The sequence below is a fragment of the Bradyrhizobium sp. Leo78 genome, from assembly GCF_059512425.1.
In genome coordinates, this window is the sequence record NZ_JCAMOT010000023.1 from 71,841 (window position 1) to 95,282 (window position 23,442).

Below are 23,442 nucleotides of genomic sequence, written 5' to 3' on the forward strand. Positions count from 1 at the left end.
TATGATCACCGGCACGGCGACAGTCACCCATGAGAGGTAGCGGCCGAAATCGCCCCACATCAGTGCAGCCAAAAGCCCGATCAACGTCAACACGGCGACAAGGATCGGCGCGCCGAATACGCTGAGCCAACGGGGCGAGCGGTCAGCGCGACTGGTCATCGCGACGCGAGCGCCATGGGACCTTCCGCCCGCGCGGCAGCGGCATGCGCCTTCCTGCTGCGGCGCGCGAACCAGAGATAGAGACCGCTGCCGATGACCACGATCGTCAGCACATCGAGCGCCGCCCAGATGATCTTCAGCGGCATCCCGCCATAATCGCCGAAATGCAGCGGCTGCGAGACCAAGAGCGCCTGGAGATAGGCCGGCAGCGCGCGGGTATCGGCAACCGCCGCAGTCTCGCCGTCGAGCAGCACCGGTTTCAACAGGCGCGAGGTCAGCGGCGTATCGCCGCGCATGAAGGCGGCAAAATGATGCGAGGAGGTGAAGGGCGTGCCGGGATATGCGATGAACGCAATCGACATACCCGGCGCAGCCTCGGTCGCCTGCGCAACAACATCGTCCAGCGACGCGAGATGCGCCGGCGGCGGCTTGCCGGCATAGGGCGCCACCATGGCGGCGAGCTCGGTCGACTTCCACTGCGCCAGCATCAGTTCCGCCCAGGTGTTGACGACGCCGGTCAAGCCGACCACGAGCGCCCAGGCGATGGTGACGACGCCGATCAGATTATGCCAGTCGAGCCAACCGACGCGACGCGAGCTGTTCTTGCGAATTGTCGCAAAGCTCAAACGGCGCGTGAACGGCCAGTACAATACGACGCCTGAAACAATCGCGACCGCGAACAACAGCCCCATGCCGCCGAGGAACAGCTTGCCGGCCTGGCCCGCGAACATATCGGTGTGCAGCTTCAGCACGATCAGCATCGGGCCGGTGCCGACCGGGCCAAGCAGCTTGGTCGAAACCGCGTCGAAGGCGCGCACCGTCGCATTGTCCGGCTTGCCGTCAACGGCATCGTTGGTGAAAGCCATCACCAGCCCGGGCTCATCCTTGTCCCAGGAGATGTACTGCATCACCCGGCCGGAGTCGGCGGCGAGCGCAGCTTCAACGATCCGCTGCGGAGGCACCGGCCGCTGGCCGGCAGCAGCTTGCGGCTGCCGCGCATAACCAAGCGCCTCGTCGATCTCGTGGTGAAAGATCAGCGGCAGGCCGGTAAGACACAACAGCAACAGGAACAGGGTCGAAACCAGGCTGGTCCAGGTATGGACGAGCGACCAAAGCCTGACGGTGCGTGCCTTCAGCTTCTTACTCCTTTTACCATTTGTAGGAAAGGCTCGCCGTGATCCGGCGTCGATCACCGTAGAAGCAGGCGGTCGACGATGAGCAGCTTGCGACATAGATCTTGTCGGAGATATTGACGACATTCAAGGCGGCCCGCCAGTTCTGCCATTCATAGTGAACCGTCGCGTCGCCAAGGAAGACGGCTGGCACAGTCAGCGTGTTGGCAGTGTCCGCAAAGGATTCACCAACGTAACGCAGACCGCCGCCAAATCCAAACCCGCGCAGCGGCCCATCCTGGAACGTATAGTCCGCCCAGGTCGACGCCACCTGCTGTGGCGTGTTGGTCGGCGCCTTGCCGATCAAAGCAGGGTTCAGGTCCTTGCTGATGAATAGATTGTAGGTCGTGAAGGAGCCGGTCACCTTGAGACCCGGCATGACATTGGCCACAATTTCGGCTTCGACGCCGCGCGAGGTGACCTCACCATTCTGGGTCTGCAGCAGCGTGTTGTTCGGATCTGTCGTCAGCGCATTCTGGCGTTTCAGATCGAACAAGGCGACGCCGAAATGGCCGTTGAAGCCGAGAGGCTGGACCTTCAAGCCGATCTCGGTCTGCTCGCCGGTTTCGGGCAAGAGCAACTGGTTCGCGGCGTTGCGGCCGACAATCGGATTGTAGCTGGTCGCATAAGCGACATAGGGTGCGACCCCGCTGTCGAAATTATAGATCAGGCCGACACGGCCGCTGAACCGGCTGTCGTCACGGTTCTGATCCGGGCCGATACGATTGTCGTTGTTGGTTGAAACCCAATCGTTGCGGCCGCTCAGCACAAGCGTAAAGCGGTCGAGCTTGACCTGATCCTGTATATAGGCGCCGAGCTGCTTCTGGGTCAGCGTCGCATCCTGGTAAGGAGCTCCGTTGAAGGGTGCGGTCGGCGTGTAGACAGGGTTGACCAGGTTGAGCGGCGTCGCAGAACCAAAACCCTGCCAATCAGCCAGGCTGTAATGCTTCAGGTCGAGCCCGAACAGCATGGTGTGGCGGAGCGGCCCGGTGGCGAAACGATATTCGAGTTGGCTGTCGAGATCAGCCTGGTTGGCGATGCCCCGGGTCACGAAATTGCCGCGCGCGAGATTGGCTGCGGCAGGCGTGGTGGCATAGCCGAGGCCGTATAGCGTCGCCAGAGTGACGTCGACATGGGCGAAGCGTGCATTCTGCCGGAACGTGACGCTGTCGGAGAGATTGCGCTCGAACTGATAGCCGAGCATTTCCTGCTCGCGCTTGAAGGTATCCATGCTGGGATCGCTGGCGAACAGGCTAGTCGGAATACGGCCGAACGGCGCGTCGACGACGGTGCCGACGTAAGGCAGAAAGTTCTGGCTGCGCGTCTGGTTATACGAGGCTGATGCGAGCACGGTGAAACTGGTGTCGGCATCGGGCTTCCACGTCACCGATGGCGCAATGAAGTAATTGTTGTTGGGAGTGAAGTCGACCTGCGTACCGCCATTTTGGACCTGGCCTACCACGCGATAGAATAATTGGCCGTTATTGGCCTGCGTTTGCACCGGCCCACCGAAGTCGAAAGCAACATAGGCGTTGCCGAAATTGTTGACGCCGGTTTCAAGATAGCGGATCGGTTCGGCCGGCGGCATCTTGCTGATGGCATTCACAATGCCGCTCGGACTTGAGCCGCCGTAAAGCACCGCTGAAGGCCCGCGCAGGACTTCGACCCGCTCCAGGTTGAACGGCTGCAGCTTCCAGCTCGCGTAAGATGTGTAGAACAGTTGCAGGCCATCGAGGAACAGGCCGATATCGTCGGACTTGAAGCCGCGGATCAGGAACCAGTCGTTGCGGACATCCGCGCCGAAGGTACCAGCCACGACTCCCGGCGCGTAGCGCAGGATCTCGTCGAGCTTGCCCGGCTTCTGGTCGCGGATCTGCTCGCTGCCGATCACCGAGATCGCCTGCGGCGTTTCCATGATCGGCGTGTTGGTCTTGGTGCCAGCCATGCTGCGCCCGGCAACATAACCATCGATCGGGCCGCGCGGATTCTCAACTACCGTCGTATTGCCGCGTGACGGCTGCACGTGGCGCGGCGGCGTGATCTGCGTGGCGCGCTGAACGCGGCGCTGCGCCACAGGCTGCGCGCGACGGCGCGCTTCTGGCGCCTGGACCGTGACCGGCGGTAGCGGTTGCGTCGTTTGCGAAGAACTCGATTGCGCGAATGTTGCCTGGGGCAACAATACCAAAGACGATGCCGTCGCCGACGCGGCGACAGCCAACCCACGAAGAACCTTCAATCCACCACCCCGACTGCAGCTTGCCCCCTGCGCGCCGGGAATGACCACGGCGCGCCAGCGGGATCACGCTTAGGCGAGGAGTGGAGGCCACCGCCAATAGAACACCTCTAGAACTTTCAAGAATCATTCCAAGAATGATTCTTGAAATACAAGCGTCGATTGCATCGAGAAACATCATCGCTTGAGCTGCGCGACATCGCGCATGTACGCGAGATCGATCATGCGTCCGTGGCTGACGACTGCGGCCGGAGGCGTGTGAAAGCGAAGCACGTCGGTAACATCAGGATGATCAAGCACGACGAGGTTGGCAGAATACCCCACCTCGATACCGTACTTCGCCAGATTGATCGCCGCTGCCGGTCGTGACGTGATCATATCGTAGAGTGTATTGATGTCCCGCTCCTTCGTCATCCACAACAGATGCGCGGCAAGGAACGCCACCTCGGGCATGTTGTTCCGGCCGAATGGATAGTAGGCATCGGAAATATCGTCCTGCCCGAGGCAGACATTGACGTCCTGTTGCAGGAGCTCCTTGACCCGTGCGTGCAACGGACCGGTATGGGGGTCGCTGACGATGCTGACGCGCGCCTGCCGCAACAGCTCGGTCAATTCTCCGAAATAGGATTCGGGATAGAGGGCCATCGCCCGGCAATGATGCGCCAGCGCGCGTCCCTGGTAGCCGCGCGAGATCGCCTGGCGCGCCATCGATTCCAGCGTCTTCATGTTGGGATCGCCGACGTCGTCCAGCAACATCGAGATGTCGGCGTTGAACTCGGCGGCGAGATCGAAACAGAAATCGATGTGGGCCTGCATGTCGTCGGCATTGGATTCGATCCAGGGAATACCGCCGACGACGTCAGCGCCCATCACCATCGCCTCCCGCATCAATCGGTCGGCACCCGGCTCGCGCGCAAGCCCGTCCTGCGCGAATGCCACGACCTGGAGATCGACGATGCCGCGGAATTCCTCGCGCACCGCCAGCAGTGCCTTGACGCCCTCGAGCCGCGCCTTGGTGTCGACATCGGCAAAGGCACGGATGTGCAGATTGCCATGCAGCGCCGCCAGCGCGACCGCGCGCCTGGCGTTCGGGATGATCCAGGACGCATCGTATGTCTCCTTCACCGCGGCGGCGAGATCGATCGCCTTCGCGGCCTCGCTCATGCCGCCGCCGTGATAGGCCTCAAGCGCTGCTTCCGTCATCATCGGCAGCGTCCACACCTTGCAAAGATGCAGATGTGCGTTGACGTAAGGAGGCGTGACCAGGTTTCCGGCCGCATCCAGCGTCAGGCGGGCATCGCCGCCGAGGCGCGGCGCTATCTCGGCAATGACACCGTCCGAAATCGCGATGTCCGCAAGCGCGTCGCCCTGGCCCCGCAAGCGGGCATTTCGGATCAAGAGGTCAGTCATATCGGGAATTCCAGTCAGGAAGGAGAATTGAGAAGCTGGGCCTCGTATCGAGGGCCGCAATGCACATCTGATGCAAGAAGGATACCGTTCCGGCGCGGCGGTTCACGCCTGCCCACCCGGGCAGTTTCCAACGGCGCAGGAGCGTGCCCAGATCGGAGAAAATCCAACGGAGTTTTACCATGTCCGATCCCTCAATGCTTGCCACATTCTCCGGCGCGATGGCCGACATCGTCGCCCGCGCCGCACCTGCCGTCGTCTCCGTGCACTCGCACCGCTCGCGCGCCTCGGGCTTTGTCTGGAAAGCGGGCCTGGTCGTCACCGCCGATGAGGCGCTCGCCGAAGAAGGCGAGGTCATCGTCCGCTTTGCCGACGGAACGGAGCGGGCTGCAACCATCGCCGGACGCGATCACACCACCGATGTCGCGTTGTTGCGGGTCGAGACCTCCAACATCGCGCCGACCAAATTTTCATCGGCGGTACCGGCGCTCGGATCATTGGCGCTGGTCGTCGCCGCCGAGCGTGGCGTGCCCGCGGCGGCGCTCGGCCTGATATCGCTGGTCGGTGGCACCTGGCGGAGCCTGCGCGGCGGCGACATCGATGCGCGGATCGAGCTCGACGTCCGCCTGAGGCCAAGTCACGAGGGTGGGCTCGCGCTCAATGGCTCCGGCGATGCCATCGGCATGGCCGTGCTCGGCGCGCGGCGCGTCCTTGCCATTCCGGCGGCGACGATCGCGCGCGTGGCGGGCCGGCTGGAGACCCATGGCCGGATCGCGCGCGGCTATCTCGGGCTCGGCCTGCAGCCGGTCAAGCTCGACGACGGCATCGGCGCGATGGTGATGAGCGTCGACAAGGCCGGCCCCTCAGCGGCCGCCGGCATCCGGCAAGGCGACGTGATCGTCGGCTGGAACGACGAGAAGATTTCCGGCGTGCGGGCGCTGCTCAGGGCGCTCGGGCCCGACAGCGTCGGCGCCACCGTCGACGTCGCGGTGCAGCGGGGCGGCGAGCCGGTACGGGTCAAGCTGACGGTCGGGGAAAGGCCGGAGACGTGAGCGAACAGACCTCGCCTCCCCTCGTCGTCGCCATCGACGTCGGCGATCCCGCGCTGGCGGACCGGCTCGCATCGCTGCTTGGCGGCGTCGCAGGCTTGCGCCTTGCCGCGCCGGGCGAAGCGGCGAGCATCGCGCTGGTCTCAAGAGATCAGCCAGCGGGCGAACGATCGGAGATCGAGCTGACGCCGCGCGAGCGCGACGTGCTGGCGCTGATGGCCGAGGGCGCCTCGAACAAGGCGATTGCGCGGCAGCTGGGGATATCCGTGCACACCGCCAAATTCCACGTCAGCTCGCTGCTCGACAAGCTCGACGCCACCGGCCGCACCGATGCGGTGGCGCATGCGGCGCGGCGCGGGGTGATCCATCTGTAAGGGGATGCGCGAGTCCCCTCCACGGGGAGGCGTGGATTGCTTCGCGGAGCCTGTCATCGGGCGGCGCTTTCGCGCCGACCCGGTGGCTCGCAATGAGCGCGCGGACAGTTCTGATTCAAATGTCAAACAGCTCTCCGCTGTCATTGTCCGGCTCGATCGGGCGATCCAGCAGGCCTGTAGGATGGGTAGAGCGGAGCGAAACCCATCGCGAAGGAGCAAGCGGCACGAATGATGGGTTTCGCTCCGCTCTACCCATCCTACGTCTGATTCAAACGGCAGATGTGAGTTCGCGTTCTCGCGGCGCGCTGCGCCCGAGGTTTGCGTGACCGTTACCCTCCTCGATGGCAGAGGGCGCAGGGAAAGCCGGGTGCAGGTTGCACCCGTGGGTCCCGTGCAACAAAAAGCACGGGGGTAGGACCACAGGTTCAACCGAAGCATTCCGGCTTTCCCTGCGCGATGGTTTACGGCTTACTTCGTGCTCTCCCCGGTGACCGGGCTCTTTTGCCACCGTCACTTCGCAAGAAGCTTAGCGCCAGCGTCGGGGCGCCAGGACCACACGACTTCGCCGTCCGCGAATATCACGCTCGTCAGTCGTAACACCCGCGTCCACCGCATCTCACCGCAACGTTCGTGACGATCGCGACCCGCCCCTCATCCGCCGTGAGACGCGCGGAGTTAAATCACTGATTTGCCCGACGGCGAAAGTGGAATGTTTTTCGCGCGAGGGCTGGACAGACTTTTGGTATTTGCCCGTCGGGTTGATTTGTCGCACCCAAACCAGCCACATCATCATTGCGAGCGAAGCGAAGCAATCCATAGCGTCGCACGCGGAGGAATGGATTGCTTCGCGGAGCCTGTCATCGGGCGCGCGTTCGCGCGATTCGTTGGGTCGCAATGACGGCGGAGTTTGAGGCGCAGGAGGCAGTGGGTTACGCTCAACTTCCCTGCGAACGGCCGTCAAGCGGGAGAGGTGGAAAGAGAGCAGATGCTGGAGGCCATCAAGACTTGGGCGCGCACGCTCAAGCGCGACAGTCGCGCTGTCTATCTGGCCGCCCGCGACCCGCGGGTGCCGTGGTACGCGAAGCTACTCGCCATTGCGGTTGCGGGACATGCGCTCTCGCCGATCGACCTCATTCCCGACTTCATTCCGGTGATCGGCTATCTCGACGATCTCGTGCTGGTGCCGCTCGGCATCTGGCTCGCGATCTCGCTGGTTCCGAAGGAGATCATGGTCGAGTGCCGCGCCAAGGCGAGTGAAGCCTCGCCTCCGGCCAGTCGTGCCGCGATGGCCGTCATCATCCTCGTCTGGATCAGTGCGGCGCTGGCGCTTGGCTGGGCCGCCTACAGGTATTGGGGTTAGAACGTCGCCCGAACTCCCGCATAGAAGGCGCGCGGCCGGGCCGGGCTGACCGAGCGCGGATCGGTGAACGCTACCCCGCCGGCGGCGAAATTGGGCACCTGGTCCGTCTCGAAGAAGGTGCCGTAGGTCGCGTATCGGCTGTCGAGGAGGTTATCGATACGACCATAGATCTGGACGTTCTTGGTGAGCTGGTAGGAGGCATGGGCATTGAACACAGCGTAGGACGCCAGCTTCGGCGCCTGGTTGGAGTCGTCGCCGACAAAATACTGGCCGCTGACGTAGATCGCGTCCGCGCCGACCTTGAACTGATCGGTGAGCGCATAGTCGAAGCCGGCCTTGATGCGATGGCGAGGAACCGCAGGAACCTGGTTGCCGGGCAGGATCTGCACATTGCCGTTTTCATCGGCGAAGGGACTGTTGGAGCCGACCTGCAGCGCATCCAGGAACCGCGCGTCGATGAAGGCATAGCTCGCATACATCTGCAGCGCGGATGATTTCACCTGGATTTCGGCCTCGACGCCCTGTCGTCGCGTCGAACCGACATTCTGGAAATAGCCGAAGCCCTGCAGCACCGGGCTTGGGATCGCGAGAATGTCGTTGTTGTTGGTGGTGCGGAAGCCGCCGACCTTCCAGGACAGCGTGCCGATGTTCAATTCCTTGGTGCCGCGCAGGCCGGCCTCGACGGTGCGCGACACCACCTGTTGCAGTGGCGGATCGGAGACCAGGAAGGCGCCAACGATGCAGGGGCGCGCGGGATCGGCGCAGCCCAGCTCCAGCGGCGTCGGCGCGCGATTGGCTTCGGAGTAGCCGGCATAGGCGGTCAGCTCCGGTGTGATCTTGTAGGTGCCGCCGATGATCGGGTTGAAGCGGTCATAGATACTGTAGCCGTTCAGGGCGGTGCCGATCTGGTCCTCAAGCCTGATGCGCGCATCGTTATAGCGGCCGCCCGCCGTGATCGAGAACGCATTCGTGACGTCGAAGGTGTCGAGCGCATAGATGCCGGTATACTGATTGGTGGTGCGCAGCGAGACCGGGCCGATCGAGACGGGATCGCCGGACTGGCCGAGAAAGATGCCGCTGCCGCTGACGACGTAGTTCTGGCCGATGGTGCCGAGCTCCGCACTCGCGGTGAAGTTCGAGACGCTGGTGTCGAAGCTGGCACCGATCGTGAAGCGGTTGTCATGGCCGAAGAGTTGATCCGTGTTCGTCGCCGCCAGTTGCATGCCCCCCGTGGTCGATTTCGTCGTGGTGCGGTCGTTCTCGCCAAGCACCGCGCCCGCCGGAAACGGATTGGCGAGCTGGACGCCGTTCAGGCCGTTTGCCGGGACATCATCGCTATTGAAGCACAATAATCCGGCATCGGCCTCGCAGGGCTCTGTCGCTGTGGGGTTACCGTCTTGCGTTTTCTGCTTGTAGAAGCGCAGATGCGCGGCTCCCTCGATGGTCCAGGTCGGGGTCGCCTCCACCTTTCCTGTCAGGTTGAAGTAGCCGACCTTATTGGCCGTGGTTTGCGGTGTGGTGTAGGTCGCGCCCCAATATCGCTGCAGCAGTTCGACAGGCACGGTCGCCGCGGCGCCGAACTTGTTGTCGGCAAGGCCGATATTGAGATGGAATTCGCTGACGTCGTTCTTGTGGGCGACATCGCCGTAGAAGCGGCGGACGTCGGAAGGGGAGAAGTTGCGAAAGCCGTTGTCGTGCAGACCTTCCAGCGCGCCATAGACGGCAAAATTGTCGATCTGCTTGCCCCATTGTGCCGCGCCCTGGATGCGGCCGAACGAGCCGCCCATGGTGTTGATCTCGGCGCCCTGATAGGAAAAGCCGTCCTTCATCTGGACGACGACTGCGCCGCCCAGCGCGTTGAGACCGAAGGCTGGATTGTTGGTCACAACATCGATGGACCTGACCGCACTGGTTGGAATCAGGTCCCAGTTGACGGTGTCACCGAAGGCTTCGTTGATCCGTACCCCGTTCTGGTAGACCGCAAGGCCCTGCGGCGTGCCTGCCACCGGAGACGCCACGAAGCCGCGGAACTGGACATCCGGCTGGAAGGGATTGCCGGCGACCTCATTGACGATGACGCCCGGCACGCGCTGGTCGAGCGCGGTCGTGATATTGAGCGAATCGGTTCGCGCGATTTCCCTGCTGTCGACGACATTGACGGCCGCCGGAATCTTGTCCGCTTCGACCGCGGCGGCCGAATCCGAGGTCGGCGTCGGCGCGGTCGGGACATAAACGACCCTTGGCGCTCTTGTCCGCGCGCGCACGGGAGCCATCGTAGGACGGCCGCGCCTGGCGCGGTCTGCAGGCGTCACCTCCACCGGCGGCAATGTCTCGACCTGCTGGCCCCCGCTCTGGGCGAATCCGGTCTCGTTCCCGACGACAACGACAGCACCCGTCGCAATCGATGCGACAAGCAGCACCCGCACGCCCGCCATTTACCACCCGTTCCACCCACCGTCCGGCCGTTGTCGCCGGTTCGAGCGATACTAGAGCGCAGGACGAGCCATACGCTACCTGTAAGTGTTCCCGAAAGTTTCGGGAAAATTCCCGGCGCGTCGCGGCCGGCATCCATCGGCGCGCTTGCCGGCTATTCTAGATCGAGTTCAATCAGGAAAATCGATCCCGGAGTCGTCCCAGGACGCGATCGGCTGAACCCAAATGCGGGCATCTGCCTGAAATGAATGGGTTGCGGAGCACCCGATGTGAAAATGACTTTCTCAATATCGACGCCCGCCCGGCGCAATTTTACCAAAATCGATTCATTGCCGAATTGGCCGTGTCGTGGGCTGGTTCGGGCGTGATATCCGAGGGATACCGACGCGCCATCGCGTCGAAGGAGACATGCGACACGCGATGCCTCCCTATTGTCTCGTCGCCGCAACGGCATCATCCGACATCGGCGCGAACGACTTCAGCGTGGCGAGAGCCAGGGAGATATAAAGTGACCTTTCACAAGCCGGTTCCTACGGCCCGCGTGCCCGAACATCCAGCGGAGCGCATCTTTGTCGACCGCTGGTCGCCGCGCGGATTCGCACAGGACGAGATTTCCGAAGCGGAATTGTACACCTTCTTCGAGGCCGCGCGTTGGGCGCCGTCCGCCTATAATTCCCAGCCGTGGCGTTTCCTCTACGCCTTGCGCGGGCAGCCGGAGTTCGAATTGTTTCTCGCGCCGCTGATCGAGTTCAACCGCGGCTGGGCGCAGCACGCTGCGGCGTTGATTTACCTGGTGTCGAGCAAAGAGTTCACGCCGCCCGGCAAGACCGCATCTCAATTCTCACGTACCCATTCTTTCGATTCCGGCGCGGCCTGGGCCAACTTCGCCAACCAGGCCGCGCTTGCTGGATGGGCGGCACACGGGATGAGCGGGTTCGACGTTGATGCAGCCCGTACAACGCTGGGGGTGCCCGACGGCTTTGCGGTCGAAATCGCCATTGCGATCGGCCGCAAGGGTGACGGCGCGCAGTTGCCGCCCGCCCTGCTCCAACGCGAGCAGCCGAGCAATCGCGCCCCCCTCGGCGAATTTGTGCAGCAGGGCGTTTTTCCAGAACGATTCGGGGCCGCACGATGAGCGGCATCTCCAGCCTGAGATCCTTCGTCGCAGATACCGCCCGCATTGTCGAAAGCGAGCAGAGCGAAAGCTCCATCCTGACGCAGCTCGGCCCCAAGCTGGCGGCACTGGTGAGCGCGGACGACTGGCTTCCGCTGGCCTTTGCGGTCGCCGATGGCAAAGCCTATCAGCAGTATCTGCTATATGCCGATCCCCTTGACCGCTTCTCGATTGTGAGCTTCGTCTGGGGACCTGGGCAGGGTACGCCGATCCACGATCACCGCGTCTGGGGATTGGTCGGCGTACTGCGTGGAGAGGAAGTTTCGGTGAGCTATGAACGACGGCCGGATGGCTCGCTGCAGGCCGGACCACCCGTGCGGCTGCCGAGAGGCGCCGTAGCCGCGGTGTCGCCGCAGATCGGTGACATCCATGCGATCTCGAACGGCCTCCCGGACGCCCCCTCGATCAGCATCCATGTCTATGGCGGCAACATCGGGACGATACGACGCTCTACATTCGACCGGCAGACGGGGTTGGCCCGCGAATTCATCTCTGGATACTCCAATGAAGCCATTCCCAATCTCTGGCACGCAGCCGAAGCGCTCTGATACGGCGCCACTCATTGCTCCCACCGAATTGCGCCGGCGCTGGCGGGCCGGCGAGGAGGTGGCGCTGCTCGACGTGCGCGAGGAAGGCCCCTACTCGCTGGCGCATCCGTTCTTCGCCGTCTCCCTGCCGCTTTCGCAGATCGAGCTGCGTGTTCTCGATCTGATCCCGCGGCTTGGCGCCCCCATTGTCGTGTACGACGACGGCGAAGGATATGCCGAGCGGGCGGCGATACGCATTTCAGCGCTCGGCTATAGGGACGTTTCGATCCTCGACGGCGGCCTGGGGGCGTACCGCGCAGTCGGCGAGGTGTTCCGCGACGTCAATGTGCCGAGCAAGGCGTTCGGCGAACTCGTCGAGGCGATCCGCCACACGCCGTCCCTGTCGGCAAACGAGGTCAAGGCCCTGATCGAGACGGAGCCCGATCTGGTCGTGCTCGACGCCCGCCGGTTCGAGGAATACCGGACCATGAGCATTCCGCGCGGCGTCAGCGTTCCCGGCGGTGAGCTCGCGTTTCGCGCAAGGGAAATCGCGCCCGCGCCCGGCACCACCATCATCGTCAATTGCGCCGGCCGAACGCGCAGCATCATCGGCACGCAGTCGCTGATCAATGCCGGGCTTCCCAACAAGGTCTTCGCGCTGCGAAACGGCACGATCGGCTGGACCTTGGCCGGACATCAGGTCGAACGTGACAGGACCGACCGGTTCCTGGAGCGCCCCGAAGCGACTTATTCCACAGCACTCGCCAGCGCGACGCAATGGGCCGAGCGCGTCGGCGTCCCCTCGCTTGACCGCAGCACATTCGATCGCTTTGTCGCGCAGGCGAACGAACGCACGCTCTATCTGCTTGATGTGCGGACGCCGGAGGAATACGAGCGCGGACATCCGCCCGGCTTCGCCTCCGCACCTGGCGGGCAGCTCGTCCAGGCGACGGACGAATGGGTTGCCGTGCGCGGATCGCGGCTCGTGCTGTTCGATGACGACGGCGTTCGCGCACGCATGGCCGCATCCTGGTTGATCCAGATGGGCTGGGAGGCTCACATCGTCGGGCCGGAGGTGATTGGGGCGACCGAGGCCGGCACTCGGCCACCGCGCCGTCCCGTGCCGGCAGCCTCGGTCCCTACGATCGACGTGGCGGACCTGATCGCAAACCCCGATAGCTGGACCGTCATTGATCTCGCGCGCAGCCCCGCTTACGCCGCGGGCCATATCCCCGGGGCGTATTTCGTGCTGGCCTCGCGCTTCACCGATGATTTGCCGCGACTGCCCGGCGAAGGAGCGATCGTTCTCACCAGCGCCGACGGCGACGAAGCCCTGTTCGCGTTTGCGGATGCAACCGCTTCGACGCAGCGCAAAGTAGCCGTGCTGAAAGGCGGAACGCGCGCCTGGACCGGCAGCAATCAGCCGCTGGAGCGGGACCGGCATTCCTGGATCTCGCACCCTGATGATGTCTACAAGCGCCCGTATGAGGGGACAGACAATGCGGCGGCCGCGATGCAGGCCTATATCGATTGGGAGCTGCACCTTGTCGCCCAGCTCGCAAACGATTCAGTGTCCAACTTTCACGTCGTGTAGGTCTCACGTCGTCTGGGGCGGCACAACCAGCTAGAGTATGATGTCATTAGGTTGAATCGGCCTGCCGCAAGTTCACCTCTCCCGAAGGGAGAGGTCGCGCCGAAGGCGCGGGTGAGGGGCTACGGTCCCTCGATAGAGCAGATCCCCTCACCCGGCGCTATGCGCCGACCTCTCCCTATGGGAGAGGTGAAGAGCAGCACCCTTGGCGGATACAATTCGACCTCATCTCATGGAACTAGGCGCGCGCACCCGTAGGAACTAGCGCCTCCACCGTCACGCCATCAGACGACGAAACCGTCAGCGAGCCGCCCAATGCCAACAGGCGTTCGCGCATGCCGGTGAGGCCGAAGCCGAATTGGTGATCGGGGCTGAGGCCACGGCCGTTGTCGCGGACCCGCACCCGCGCACAACAGCGATTTCCCCGCACGCTGTCCGGCTGCTCCGCCGGCTCGACGGTGACCGTGACCGCGGTCGCGCCGGCATGGCGGAAGGCATTGGTCAGCGCTTCCTGGACGACGCGGTAGATCGTGAGATCGGCCGTCTCCCCGGTCTCGCCGAGTGCAGGAGAAATGGTTGTTTCGATCGCGACCTCCGGATGCGATTCCTTCCACAGGCGGAACAGGGCAGAGAGCGCCTCGTGAAGTCCGAGCTCAGCGAGCCCGACCGGCCGCAGCTTCTCCAATATCCGGCGCGTGAACTGCTGCAGCGCATTGACCTGCTCCAGCATCGCCCCGCCGTGCTTTCGCACCTGGTCCGGACTTGCCTCGCGCGCATCAGGTAGCCGCATCAACGCGCTTGCGTGAGCGCGCAGCGCGAACAAATGCGGGCCGAGTTCGTCGTGCAATTCGCGCGCGATCTCCTTGCGCTCGCGGTCCTGCAGCGAAAACGCGCGTTCGGCAAGCTGCCGCTTGTCCTCGATCGCCTCGCCGAGCGTGGCCGCGAGGTGGTTGAGCTGGCCACAGATCGCAGCCAGCTCCGGCGCGCCGCCCGGCGTCACCCGAACATCGTATTGCCCGGCCTCGATCTTCTCCATGGCTTGCGACAGCTCTTCGAGCGGCGCCAGCGCACGGCCGACAACGCTCCTGATGATCAGGAAAAGCACGACGACGATCGCGGAACCGATCGCGAGCTGGGTGACGATGCCGTCCCAGATCTCCGCCATCTCGTCATTCGGATGCGAGGTGATCACGAGCGATTCCGATTTGCCGCGGATCGAGATCGGCACGCTAACGGACGTTGTCTCCGGATGGACGAGCGCGACGAACCAGGCCGGCGGCGATCGCGCTTCCTCGCGGCTGTCGGTCGCCTCGTCCTGCCCGGACTTTGCGGTCGCGCCGTCCTGCCGCATGATGCTGACGTGACGCAGCCGGCTCAGATCGCGAACGATCTGGTCGAGCCGGGCGTCAGGATCCGGCGCCTCGTTCAATCCGGCAACGATCGTGGTCACGAATTCCCGCGCCAAACGAATGACGCTCTGGTCCTCGGCCTGGACCCGGGGCCCTGCCTCGACGACAAGCCGGGCGATGTTGATGGCGAGACCGAGCGCGAGGACGAGCGCCAGCAGCAGGTTGATCCGCCCGCGCAAGGAAAGTTTCTGCCACATCGCCTTTGCCCACGATCACCCGCGTTCGGTTCCTCAATCAAGAGGAGCGTTGACAGACAAATACCGCGTCTGTCTAATCGAAGGGTACAGCAATCGCGCTGGAGATGCATGAGCCAGCCTGCGGGCGAGCCGCGCTCGTGCATTCTGATGCGGTGCAGCAACGGACTGACGCAGCTATCCGGGACTTCGAGCATGCGCGTGCTGATCGTTGACGACCATCCGATCGTCGCTTCCGGCTGCCGCACCGTGTTCGCCGACGAGCCGGAGATCGAATTGCTTGAGGCATGCGACGCGGAAAGCGGCGAGCGCGTCTTTGTCGCCGAACGTCCCGACATCTCCGTGGTCGACATCAACTTGCCGACCGTCTCCGGCTTCGAACTGGCGCGGCGGATGCTGGCGCGGGACTATTCGGCGCGCATCATCATGTTCAGCATGAACGACGATCCGGTGTTCGCCGCCCGCGCCATCGAGATTGGCGCCAAGGGTTATGTGGCGAAGACTGGCGATCCCAACGATCTCGTCGAGGCGATCCGCGAAGTCGGCAATGGCGGCGTCTATCTGCCGCCCGCGATCGCGCGGCGCGTGGCCTTTGCCGGCCCCGCCGCGGCGCAGAGCCCGCTGTCGAAGCTCAATCCGCGCGAGATGGAGATCCTGCGCCTATTGAGTGCCGGCAAGACGCTGTCCGAGATCGCCTGGCTGGTTCATTCTTCCTACAAGACCGTCGCCAACACCTCCTCGATCATGCGCCAGAAACTGGGCGTGCGCACCTCAGCCGAACTGGTGCGGTTGGCGATCGAGAGCGGCGTCGCCTGAAGATCGCGCACGCATGATGCGGAATTGCAGGCAGCGGTTTTCCGAAAAGATTATGCGCAGACATAGAAGAGCGCCGGAGTGCTGGAGATGACGATTCAGACCGTTTCGACCAACAAATCCCATGGCGGCATCCAGGGCGTGTACAAGCATGCCAGCCGCGAAACCAAGACCGACATGACCTTTTCGGTTTATGTCCCCCCGCATCCGGCGGGCGCGAAGCTGCCGGTGGTGTACTATCTCTCCGGCCTGACCTGCACCCATGCCAATGTCACCGAGAAGGGCGAATACCGCGACACCTGCGCCGATCTCGGCCTGATCTTCGTGGCGCCCGACACCAGCCCGCGCGGCGAGGGCGTACCCGGGGACCCCGCCGGCGCCTATGACTTCGGGCTTGGCGCCGGTTTCTATGTCGACGCCACGCAGGAGCCGTTTGCGCAGAACTACCGGATGTGGAGCTATGTGACGCAGGAATTGCCGCAGGTGGTCGCGGCAAACTTCCCGGTCGATCCCGTGCGGCAGTCGATCATGGGCCACTCCATGGGCGGCCATGGCGCGCTGACGGTGGCGCTGCGCCATCCCAACCGCTATCGCGCCGCGAGCGCTTTTGCGCCGATCGTTGCGCCATCACAGGTGCCCTGGGGCATCAAGGCGCTCGGCGGCTATCTCGGCGATGACAGAAGCGCATGGCGCAAGCATGACGCGGTGGCGCTGATCGACGACGGCGCGCGGTTTTCCGACCTCTTGGTGGACGTCGGCGATGCCGACTCCTTCCTTGCTGAACAGCTTCGCCCGGAACTGCTGCAACAGGCCTGCGCGCAGGCAAATATCCCGCTCCTGCTCCGACGCCAGGAAGGCTACGACCATAGCTATTATTTCATCTCCACCTTCATGAGCGATCACTTGCGCTGGCACGCCGCGCGGCTGACGGCCTGAACCATCTCCATTGCGGCCACGGGTACGGCGGCATTTACATCATTGCCGCGACGGCAGACCGCGCTCTCATGATCGTGATCGGGCGGAATCGAGGACGTCGCAACGACAAAATGCGGGGTTGCAAGCCAGGACAATTCAGTCATCTTGCAGCCCACAAGTAGCTCCATCGCCGGTCAAGGCGAGGAGGCGTTCGGAGGAAACATGGTCCGATGGCTGGTCGCCGCAATCGGTCTGATCGCAATGACGGTGCCCGTGCGTGCCGCCGAGCCGATCGAGATCGGCATCGGCTATCTCGGCCGCGCCGGCGTGCAGCAGACACTGTCGCTGATCGAGCAGCCCGCCGAGAATGACGGCATCGCCGGCGCGCGGCTTGCGGTCGAGGACAACAACACCACCGGAAAATTCCTCAACCAGCGCTTTAACCTGGAAGAGGTCCGTCTCAAGGAAGGCGAGGACGTAGCGAAGGCCGCGACTGCGCTCGCCGATCGCAATGGCTCCATCATCGCCGATCTTCCGCCCGATGCGCTGCTGCAGGCGGCGGACGCACTGCGCAATCGCGGCACGGTGCTCTTGAACGCCGGCGCGATCGACGACCGGCTGCGTGAGCAGGACTGCCGCGCCAACGTGATCCACGTCGCGCCGACGCGCTCGATGCTGGCGGATGCGCTGGCGCAATATCTGGTGTGGAAGCAATGGAAGCGCTGGTTCCTCGTGGTCGGCTCACACGACAAGGACAAGCTCTATGCCGATGCGCTGCGCCGCGCGGCGACGCGGTTCGGCGCCAAGATCGTGCAGGAAAAGATCTTCGAGGACACCGGCGGCGCCCGCCGCACCGACAGCGGCGTGACGCTGATCCAGCGGCAGATGCCGGTCTTCACCCAGCAGATCCCGGCCTATGACGTGCTGGTTGCCGCTGATGAAAGCGAGGTCTTCGCGTCCTATCTGCCCTATCGCACCTGGGACCCGCGGCCGGTCGCGGGCTCGGCCGGGCTCGTGCCGACGAGCTGGGACGCAGCGCAGGATCAGTGGGGCGCGGTCCAGATCCAGAACCGCTTCGTGAAACTGAATTCGCGGCGCATGACCGCGCTCGACATGCAGGCCTGGACCGCCGCGCGCATGATCGGCGAAGCCGCCTCGCGCACGAACTCGGGCGACCCGAAGAAGCTGCTTGCTTTCCTCAAGGGACCGGATTTTTCGGTGGCGGCGTTCAAGGGCACGCGGCTGACGCTGCGCGACTGGAACCTGCAGCTTCGCCAGCCGATTCTTCTGGTCGATGGGCGCATGGTCGTCTCGGTGTCGCCGCAGGAAGGTTTCCTGCACCAGGTCTCCGAGCTCGACACGCTCGGCGTCGACCGTCCCGAGACGAAATGCAAGCTGCAATGAGGGAGAGATCGCGCATGTGGCGCCGCTGTCTGCTTTCCGGAACGGTCCTTTGGCTCGCGGCCGCCGCCCCCGCTTCCGCCTTCATGGCTTACGTCTCGAACGAGAAGGGCAACACCGTCTCTGTGATCGACACCGATAGCTGGACGGTGACGAAAACCATCAAGGTCGGCCAGCGGCCGCGCGGCATCGAATTCAGCCGCGACGGCAAGTTCGTGATGGTCGCGGTCGGCGACGACGACACCATCCAGGTGATCGACGCCAAGAAGCAGGAGGTGGTGGATACCCTACCCTCCGGTCCCGATCCGGAACTGTTCACCCAGGATGCCGCGGGCAAGATCATGTACGTCGCCAACGAGAACGACAACACGGTGACCGTGATCGATCTCGAAAAGCGCGCCCGCATCGGCGACGTCCAGGTCGGCGTCGAGCCGGAGGGCATGACGATCAGCCCTGACGGCAAGATCCTGATCAACACCTCCGAGACCACCAACATGGCGCATTTCATCGACACGTCGACGCGCCAGATCGTCGCCAACGTGCTGGTCGACGCCCGGCCGCGCTTTGCCGAGTTCAAGCATGACGGCTCGGAATTGTGGGTCTCGTCCGAGATCGGCGGCACGGTGTCGATCGTCGATCCCGTCAAGCACGTGGTGACTGGCAAGGTCACCTTCAACATTCCCGGCCTGCGCAGCGAGGCGATCCAGCCGGTCGGCATCGGCATGACCAAGGATGACAAGACCGCCTTCGTCGCGCTCGGTCCCGCCAACCGCATCGCGGTGGTCGATGCCGTCAATCACAAGGTGACCAAATATCTCCTGGTCGGGCAGCGCGTCTGGCACATGGCGTTCACGCCGGACGAGAAATACCTGCTGGTGACCAATGGCGTGTCCAACGACGTCTCCGTCATCGACGTCGCCGCGCAAAAGGTGATCAAGACCATCCAGGTCGGCGAACTTCCCTGGGGCGTTACGATTGCACCGCAATGACAGCAGCCGAGATACCCATCGCTGACAAATCATCGCCGGACATGTCGGCCCGGCACGATCCTGCCGGCGTTGCCGCTCTGTCGATCGACGGCGTCAGCCATTCCTATGGCGCGCGCCGCGCGCTGATCGATGTGAGCTTTGACGTCGCGCCGGCGAGCTTCACCGCGCTGCTCGGCCTGAACGGCGCCGGCAAGAGCACGCTGTTCTCGCTGATCACGCGATTGTTCGGCATCCAGGCAGGTCGCATCGGCATTTTCGGCCACGACATCAGCCGCGCGCCGGGCGAGGCGCTGCGGCTGCTCGGCGTCGTATTCCAGCCGCGCACGCTCGACCTCGATCTGTCGGTGACGCAGAACCTGCTCTATCACGCCGCCCTGCACGGCATCGGCCGGCGCGAGGCGCGGCTGCGCTCAGGCGAGGTGCTGGCGCGTATTGCGCTCTCCGACCGCGCCGGCAGCAAGGTGCGCGATCTCTCCGGCGGCCAGATGCGCCGGCTGGAGATCGCGCGTGCACTGCTGCACCGGCCGCGCCTGTTGCTGCTGGACGAGGCGACGGTCGGCCTCGACGTCAAGGCCCGTTCAGACATCCTTAACCACGTCCGACAGCTCGTCTCCGAGCAAGGCATCGGCGTGCTCTGGGCCACGCATTTGTTCGACGAGATCACGGCAAGCGATGACCTCGTGGTGCTGCACCAGGGCAAGGTGCTGGCGCGCGGCCAGGTCTCACGCGTGATCGCGGACACTGGCGCGCAGGACATCAACACCGCCTTCATGCGCCTGACCGGGGCTGCAGGGAAAGCCGGGAGCGAGGCATCATGAGCTCCATCACCGTCACGCCGTCACGGCGCGGTTTTTCGTTCGGCGAATACCTCACCTGCCTGAACGGCATCGTGTGGCGCGAGGCGCTGCGCTTTCTGCATCAGCGCGAACGCTTCGTCTCGGCGCTGGTCAGGCCGCTGGTATGGCTGTTCATCTTCGCCGCCGGCTTCCGCCAGGTGCTGGGCATCTCGATCATTCCGCCCTACGAGACCTACATCCTCTACGAGGTCTATATCGCGCCGGGACTGATGGCGATGATCCAGCTTTTCAACGGCATGCAATCCTCGCTCTCGATGGTCTATGACCGCGAGATGGGCAATATGCGCACGCTGCTGGTGAGCCCGCTGCCGCGCGGCTACCTGTTATTCTGCAAATTGCTGGCGGGCACCGCGGTGTCGCTGTTGCAGGTCTATGCCTTCCTCGTCATCGCATGGCTCTGGGACATCACGCCGCCGCCGATCGGCTATCTCACCGTGCTGCCGGCGCTGGTGCTGTCAGGGCTGATGTTGGGGGCGCTCGGCATGCTGATCTCCTCGGGGATCAAGCAGCTCGAGAATTTTGCCGGCGTCATGAACTTCGTGATCTTTCCAATGTTCTTTGCCTCATCCGCGCTGTATCCGCTGTGGCGGGTGCAGGAAGGCAGCCCGATGCTTTACTATGTCTGCCAGTTCAATCCATTCACCCACGCGGTCGAATTGATCCGCTTTGCGTTGTATGGCCAGATCAACTGGATTTCGCTCGGCGTCGTCGCCGGCTGCACGGCGGTCTTCATGATCGGCGCGATCCTGGCCTATGATCCCTCGCGCGGATTGGCGCGGCGCGGGCCTGCGGGAGGGGAGACATGATCGGGCGAACTGCGGTCGCAGCATTGCTTTTCCTCGTGGCCTCGGACGGCGCCGGTCGTGCCGCGGATCCGCGCTATCCCGACTGGCCCTGCGCGCAGGCCAAAGTGCCGGAGATTTCGCTCGCGGCGGTCTGGGCGGGACCGCCGCTCGACGACGTCCAGAACAAATGGAAAGAGGACCCCAAGATCAGCGCGCTGGTGGAGAAGCTGGCCGCGCGGCGCACGCCGCTTGATGATGCCGAAAAGGCGATCACTGACTTCCTTGCGGCTTCCGCGTCCGACAAGACCACCGCCGGCAAGCTGCTGTTCGCCGGCTTGTTCGATTCGCTCAACGCCCAGCGTTCCTCGGTCATGAACGGCATCGAGCGGGTGACACGCAAGCAACGCGAGGCGGCCGAGAAGGTCCGCGCCGATACGCTCGCGCTGCAGGCGCTGCAGAACGCGTCCTCGCCCGATCAGGCCAAGATCGACGAACTCAGTAACCAGCTCCTGTGGGAAACACGGATCTTCGAGGACCGCCAACGTGTGGTCAGATTTGTCTGCGAAGTACCGACAACGATCGACCAGCGCCTGTTCGCGCTTGGCCGTACGATCCAGCAAGAGATGGAGTAGCGCCGGTTCCGGCGCAAAAAGGTCAGTAAAACTCACCTTTTGTCCGGTTCCGCCGACTGAATGCCGGAACCAAACGTGATTCCAGCGTCTTGTCGCTCAAGCCATCTCGAAACCCGGAGAGTTTTGATGAGAACAACGACGATCATCTTGGCGGGCGCGACGGCCCTCGGAATCTTTGCAACCGCGGCTTCGGCTCAACAAAACATGACGGGAACCATCACCAAGATCGACCGGCTGAATAGCACCATCTCGATCCAGCAAACGCAGAGCGGCACGGTCGGCGCAGGCAGCGGCGCAATACAGGAATTCAAGGTGACTGACACCAACAAGCTTGAACCCTTCCACGCCGGCGACAAGGTGAACTTCTCCGCCTCCGAAGGCGGCAGCACCAAGACCATCACCGACCTGAAGAAGCAGTAGTGTCATCACACTGAACCTCGGCCCTCGCGGCCGAGGTTCAGCTTCGCCTGAGTGAAGTAGTCGCAGGAGTTATTTCTCTTCACCCGTCCGCGGCTCCGGCTTGGCTTCGACGAGTGGTAGGCCTGCGCGCTCCCATCCATCGGATCCCAGGGGATACCAGGCGATGTTGGAATAGCCGTAAGTTTGCGCGCGCCTGGCTGCATTCCACGACATCCAGCAATTTTCCTGGCAATAGATCACGAGCAGCGCCGCCTTGTTGCCATCCGAGGCGCGCTCAAGGCCGTGGCGAAGATAGTCTTCGGTGACGTCAGCGAGTTTTCCGTAGCCGGTGTCGGGCAGCCAGATGCTGCCGGGGATGTTGTGCCGCGGCTTGTCACGCCACACCGTGCCTTCCGGCAGGTTGGCGGGCTTAGGCGGACGCGGCAGCACGTCGACGAAAGCGCCGGTCTTGTGACGCCAGATCGCCTCCGCTTCCGCGGTGGAGAGCACGCGTGCACCGGCAAGCGTCGCGGGCACCGGCGCGCGATAATTCTCCGTGCGGTAGTCTTGCGGCTCGGCGACCTGCTGCTGCGCGTGGGCCGCGACGACGAGCGACGCGGCGGCAACGACCAGGCTCGTGAGCCACCGCCTCATGGCGATTTCGCCGCCGTGTCCGGGCCGATCGGCCGATCGTTCTCGTCCAGGAGCGGCACGCCGTAGTCGAGCAGGATCTTGTTGATCTCGCCCTGGTTCTCCTGGATCAGGCGGTTGAGCTGGCGTTTCCAGTTCTGGTCAGCCGGGCGCACGCCCATGCCGATCCGATAGATAAGCTTTGGGCCCGTCGTCTCCTTCACCAGCGGCGTAACGTGCAGCGGCGGATTAGCCTCCTTGGCATAGAAGCCGGCCATAGGCCCCCACAACACGCCCGCGTCGATCTCGCCCTTGGCGAGATCTTTCATCATCGCCTCCGCGGAAGAGTCGATGCGCGTATCGATCATCAATGGATAGGATTTTGCAGTCGCCATCAGGCCGGCCGCGGCCATATTGGTGCCGGGCGGCGTGCCGGCGACGATGCCGATATGCTTGCCCTTCAGCCGCTCGTCCTCGAGCGTGGTCACATCGTCGAGGCCGCTGCCTTGCTTCGTCACCAGTGCATAGGCGGTGCGATAATAGGGATTGGTGCCCTGGGCCAGCTCGTCGCCCTGCGGGAAGCCCATGATGACGTCGCAGCGATGCGAGCCGAGCGTCATCCGCACGAAGCCGGTCGCCTGCGGAAAATAGGTGAACTCAAGCTTCTTCTGCAGTTTCTGTGCAAACAGCTCGGCGAGCTTGTTCTCAAAGCCTTCGCCCTTCTCGTTGGAGAACGGCAAGTTCCGCGGGTCGGCACAGACGCGCAGAACCTTGGGATCGATCAATTCGATCGAGAGATCGCCGCTTTCATTGGTCTGCGCGCAAGCGGCACCATGCCCGATTGCCATCGTGGCTATCGCAAGCAGCGCCGGCAACAAGCGGCGATATTGTCCGGCACCCGCCATCGCGCTTCCTCCTCTTTCTTGTTTGGGGCTAACC

Annotated in this window: 21 protein-coding genes; 14 read left to right on the forward strand and 7 right to left on the reverse strand. The window is 63.6% G+C overall.

Going from position 1 to position 23,442, the window contains the following annotated elements:
* Window positions 1-155: 155 nt before the first annotated feature.
* The 3 genes from AC5ZG1_RS26305 to AC5ZG1_RS26315 form a co-directional block, all read right to left on the reverse strand.
* Complete coding sequence (locus tag AC5ZG1_RS26305) at window positions 156-1,352, reverse strand: PepSY-associated TM helix domain-containing protein (RefSeq protein WP_496134508.1); 1,197 nt, start codon at window positions 1,350-1,352, stop codon at window positions 156-158.
* Complete coding sequence (locus tag AC5ZG1_RS26310; protein WP_496134509.1) at window positions 1,309-3,567, reverse strand: TonB-dependent siderophore receptor; 2,259 nt, start codon at window positions 3,565-3,567, stop codon at window positions 1,309-1,311. The genes AC5ZG1_RS26305 and AC5ZG1_RS26310 overlap by 44 nt, the downstream gene beginning before the upstream one ends.
* 174 nt (window positions 3,568-3,741) lie before the next feature.
* Window positions 3,742-4,974 (reverse strand): amidohydrolase family protein, encoded by a 1,233-nt coding sequence (locus tag AC5ZG1_RS26315; RefSeq protein ID WP_496134510.1) that lies wholly within the window; start codon window positions 4,972-4,974, stop codon window positions 3,742-3,744.
* A 179-nt stretch (window positions 4,975-5,153) separates the two neighbouring features.
* Here AC5ZG1_RS26315 and AC5ZG1_RS26320 point away from each other — a divergent pair, with 179 nt between their 5' ends.
* The 3 genes from AC5ZG1_RS26320 to AC5ZG1_RS26330 all read left to right on the forward strand — a co-directional run bounded on the left by AC5ZG1_RS26320 (window position 5,154) and on the right by AC5ZG1_RS26330 (window position 7,754).
* On the forward strand, window positions 5,154-6,023 hold the full coding sequence (locus AC5ZG1_RS26320) for a S1C family serine protease (RefSeq protein WP_496134511.1): 870 nt from the start codon (window positions 5,154-5,156) through the stop codon (window positions 6,021-6,023).
* Window positions 6,020-6,394: a response regulator transcription factor gene (locus AC5ZG1_RS26325; RefSeq protein ID WP_130224997.1), complete on the forward strand. Its 375-nt coding sequence runs from the start codon at window positions 6,020-6,022 to the stop codon at window positions 6,392-6,394. The genes AC5ZG1_RS26320 and AC5ZG1_RS26325 overlap by 4 nt, the downstream gene beginning before the upstream one ends.
* A 985-nt stretch (window positions 6,395-7,379) precedes the next feature.
* The gene (locus AC5ZG1_RS26330) at window positions 7,380-7,754 is read left to right on the forward strand and encodes a YkvA family protein (protein ID WP_496134512.1); all 375 of its coding nucleotides are present in this window, start codon (window positions 7,380-7,382) and stop codon (window positions 7,752-7,754) included.
* On the opposite strand, the gene AC5ZG1_RS26335 is transcribed toward AC5ZG1_RS26330, so the two are convergent.
* On the reverse strand, window positions 7,751-10,189 hold the full coding sequence (locus tag AC5ZG1_RS26335) for a TonB-dependent receptor (RefSeq protein WP_496134513.1): 2,439 nt from the start codon (window positions 10,187-10,189) through the stop codon (window positions 7,751-7,753). The two genes, AC5ZG1_RS26330 and AC5ZG1_RS26335, sit on opposite strands and share 4 nt — an antisense overlap.
* A 506-nt stretch (window positions 10,190-10,695) precedes the next feature.
* Here AC5ZG1_RS26335 and AC5ZG1_RS26340 point away from each other — a divergent pair.
* Genes AC5ZG1_RS26340 through AC5ZG1_RS26350 form a run of 3 tightly spaced genes read left to right on the forward strand, consistent with a single transcriptional unit; the run spans window position 10,696 to window position 13,482 of the window.
* Complete coding sequence (locus AC5ZG1_RS26340) at window positions 10,696-11,322, forward strand: nitroreductase family protein (protein ID WP_456642608.1); 627 nt, start codon at window positions 10,696-10,698, stop codon at window positions 11,320-11,322.
* Complete coding sequence (locus AC5ZG1_RS26345; protein WP_456642607.1) at window positions 11,319-11,909, forward strand: cysteine dioxygenase family protein; 591 nt, start codon at window positions 11,319-11,321, stop codon at window positions 11,907-11,909. Before AC5ZG1_RS26340 ends, AC5ZG1_RS26345 begins: the two co-directional genes overlap by 4 nt.
* Complete coding sequence (locus AC5ZG1_RS26350) at window positions 11,866-13,482, forward strand: rhodanese-like domain-containing protein (RefSeq protein WP_496134514.1); 1,617 nt, start codon at window positions 11,866-11,868, stop codon at window positions 13,480-13,482. The genes AC5ZG1_RS26345 and AC5ZG1_RS26350 overlap by 44 nt, the downstream gene beginning before the upstream one ends.
* 235 nt (window positions 13,483-13,717) lie before the next feature.
* Here AC5ZG1_RS26350 and AC5ZG1_RS26355 read toward each other — a convergent pair whose 3' ends face one another.
* Window positions 13,718-15,085: a histidine kinase gene (locus tag AC5ZG1_RS26355; RefSeq protein ID WP_496134515.1), complete on the reverse strand. Its 1,368-nt coding sequence runs from the start codon at window positions 15,083-15,085 to the stop codon at window positions 13,718-13,720.
* Between the two features lie 192 nt (window positions 15,086-15,277).
* Between AC5ZG1_RS26355 and AC5ZG1_RS26360 the strand changes: the two genes are divergently transcribed.
* The 8 genes from AC5ZG1_RS26360 (at window position 15,278) to AC5ZG1_RS26395 (ending at window position 21,894) form a co-directional block, all read left to right on the forward strand.
* Window positions 15,278-15,898: a response regulator transcription factor gene (locus AC5ZG1_RS26360; protein ID WP_130229615.1), complete on the forward strand. Its 621-nt coding sequence runs from the start codon at window positions 15,278-15,280 to the stop codon at window positions 15,896-15,898.
* 87 nt (window positions 15,899-15,985) lie between these two features.
* Complete coding sequence (fghA, locus tag AC5ZG1_RS26365) at window positions 15,986-16,831, forward strand: S-formylglutathione hydrolase (protein ID WP_496134516.1); 846 nt, start codon at window positions 15,986-15,988, stop codon at window positions 16,829-16,831.
* A 201-nt stretch (window positions 16,832-17,032) separates the two neighbouring features.
* A complete protein-coding gene (locus AC5ZG1_RS26370) occupies window positions 17,033-18,214 on the forward strand; it encodes an ABC transporter substrate-binding protein (RefSeq protein ID WP_496134517.1) in 1,182 nt (393 codons plus the stop codon).
* Between the two features lie 14 nt (window positions 18,215-18,228).
* Window positions 18,229-19,200: a YVTN family beta-propeller repeat protein gene (locus AC5ZG1_RS26375; protein WP_496134518.1), complete on the forward strand. Its 972-nt coding sequence runs from the start codon at window positions 18,229-18,231 to the stop codon at window positions 19,198-19,200.
* A 41-nt stretch (window positions 19,201-19,241) separates the two neighbouring features.
* Window positions 19,242-20,018, forward strand: coding sequence for an ABC transporter ATP-binding protein (locus tag AC5ZG1_RS26380; RefSeq protein ID WP_456642655.1), 777 nt, complete (start codon window positions 19,242-19,244; stop codon window positions 20,016-20,018).
* A complete protein-coding gene (locus tag AC5ZG1_RS26385) occupies window positions 20,015-20,863 on the forward strand; it encodes an ABC transporter permease (protein WP_130229619.1) in 849 nt (282 codons plus the stop codon). Before AC5ZG1_RS26380 ends, AC5ZG1_RS26385 begins: the two co-directional genes overlap by 4 nt.
* Window positions 20,860-21,474: a hypothetical protein gene (locus AC5ZG1_RS26390; RefSeq protein WP_496134519.1), complete on the forward strand. Its 615-nt coding sequence runs from the start codon at window positions 20,860-20,862 to the stop codon at window positions 21,472-21,474. Before AC5ZG1_RS26385 ends, AC5ZG1_RS26390 begins: the two co-directional genes overlap by 4 nt.
* Before the next feature lie 126 nt (window positions 21,475-21,600).
* Window positions 21,601-21,894: a copper-binding protein gene (locus tag AC5ZG1_RS26395; RefSeq protein ID WP_028162629.1), complete on the forward strand. Its 294-nt coding sequence runs from the start codon at window positions 21,601-21,603 to the stop codon at window positions 21,892-21,894.
* A gap of 69 nt (window positions 21,895-21,963) precedes the next feature.
* Here AC5ZG1_RS26395 and AC5ZG1_RS26400 read toward each other — a convergent pair whose 3' ends face one another.
* Both AC5ZG1_RS26400 and AC5ZG1_RS26405 read right to left on the reverse strand, forming a co-directional pair.
* Window positions 21,964-22,527 carry a PQQ-dependent catabolism-associated CXXCW motif protein gene (locus tag AC5ZG1_RS26400; protein WP_130229621.1) on the reverse strand — a complete coding sequence of 188 codons (564 nt, stop codon included), beginning with the start codon at window positions 22,525-22,527 and terminating at the stop codon, window positions 21,964-21,966.
* Window positions 22,524-23,408 carry a substrate-binding domain-containing protein gene (locus AC5ZG1_RS26405; RefSeq protein ID WP_496134520.1) on the reverse strand — a complete coding sequence of 295 codons (885 nt, stop codon included), beginning with the start codon at window positions 23,406-23,408 and terminating at the stop codon, window positions 22,524-22,526. Before AC5ZG1_RS26405 ends, AC5ZG1_RS26400 begins: the two co-directional genes overlap by 4 nt.
* Window positions 23,409-23,442: the final 34 nt, after the last annotated feature.

What these genes read in the sequence shown, in the direction of transcription:
- AC5ZG1_RS26335 (WP_496134513.1), bottom strand. Translation starts at nt 10,189, where the DNA reads ATGGCGGGCGTGCGGGTGCTGCTTGTCGCATCGATTGCGACGGGTGCT.
- AC5ZG1_RS26330 (WP_496134512.1), top strand. Translation starts at nt 7,380, where the DNA reads ATGCTGGAGGCCATCAAGACTTGGGCGCGCACGCTCAAGCGCGACAGT.
- AC5ZG1_RS26385 (WP_130229619.1), top strand. Translation starts at nt 20,015, where the DNA reads ATGAGCTCCATCACCGTCACGCCGTCACGGCGCGGTTTTTCGTTCGGC.
- fghA (WP_496134516.1), top strand. Translation starts at nt 15,986, where the DNA reads ATGACGATTCAGACCGTTTCGACCAACAAATCCCATGGCGGCATCCAG.
- AC5ZG1_RS26390 (WP_496134519.1), top strand. Translation starts at nt 20,860, where the DNA reads ATGATCGGGCGAACTGCGGTCGCAGCATTGCTTTTCCTCGTGGCCTCG.
- AC5ZG1_RS26370 (WP_496134517.1), top strand. Translation starts at nt 17,033, where the DNA reads ATGGTCCGATGGCTGGTCGCCGCAATCGGTCTGATCGCAATGACGGTG.
- AC5ZG1_RS26360 (WP_130229615.1), top strand. Translation starts at nt 15,278, where the DNA reads ATGCGCGTGCTGATCGTTGACGACCATCCGATCGTCGCTTCCGGCTGC.
- AC5ZG1_RS26350 (WP_496134514.1), top strand. Translation starts at nt 11,866, where the DNA reads ATGAAGCCATTCCCAATCTCTGGCACGCAGCCGAAGCGCTCTGATACG.
- AC5ZG1_RS26405 (WP_496134520.1), bottom strand. Translation starts at nt 23,408, where the DNA reads ATGGCGGGTGCCGGACAATATCGCCGCTTGTTGCCGGCGCTGCTTGCG.
- AC5ZG1_RS26315 (WP_496134510.1), bottom strand. Translation starts at nt 4,974, where the DNA reads ATGACTGACCTCTTGATCCGAAATGCCCGCTTGCGGGGCCAGGGCGAC.
- AC5ZG1_RS26380 (WP_456642655.1), top strand. Translation starts at nt 19,242, where the DNA reads ATGTCGGCCCGGCACGATCCTGCCGGCGTTGCCGCTCTGTCGATCGAC.
- AC5ZG1_RS26395 (WP_028162629.1), top strand. Translation starts at nt 21,601, where the DNA reads ATGAGAACAACGACGATCATCTTGGCGGGCGCGACGGCCCTCGGAATC.
- AC5ZG1_RS26345 (WP_456642607.1), top strand. Translation starts at nt 11,319, where the DNA reads ATGAGCGGCATCTCCAGCCTGAGATCCTTCGTCGCAGATACCGCCCGC.
- AC5ZG1_RS26355 (WP_496134515.1), bottom strand. Translation starts at nt 15,085, where the DNA reads ATGTGGCAGAAACTTTCCTTGCGCGGGCGGATCAACCTGCTGCTGGCG.
- AC5ZG1_RS26400 (WP_130229621.1), bottom strand. Translation starts at nt 22,527, where the DNA reads ATGAGGCGGTGGCTCACGAGCCTGGTCGTTGCCGCCGCGTCGCTCGTC.
- AC5ZG1_RS26320 (WP_496134511.1), top strand. Translation starts at nt 5,154, where the DNA reads ATGTCCGATCCCTCAATGCTTGCCACATTCTCCGGCGCGATGGCCGAC.
- AC5ZG1_RS26375 (WP_496134518.1), top strand. Translation starts at nt 18,229, where the DNA reads ATGTGGCGCCGCTGTCTGCTTTCCGGAACGGTCCTTTGGCTCGCGGCC.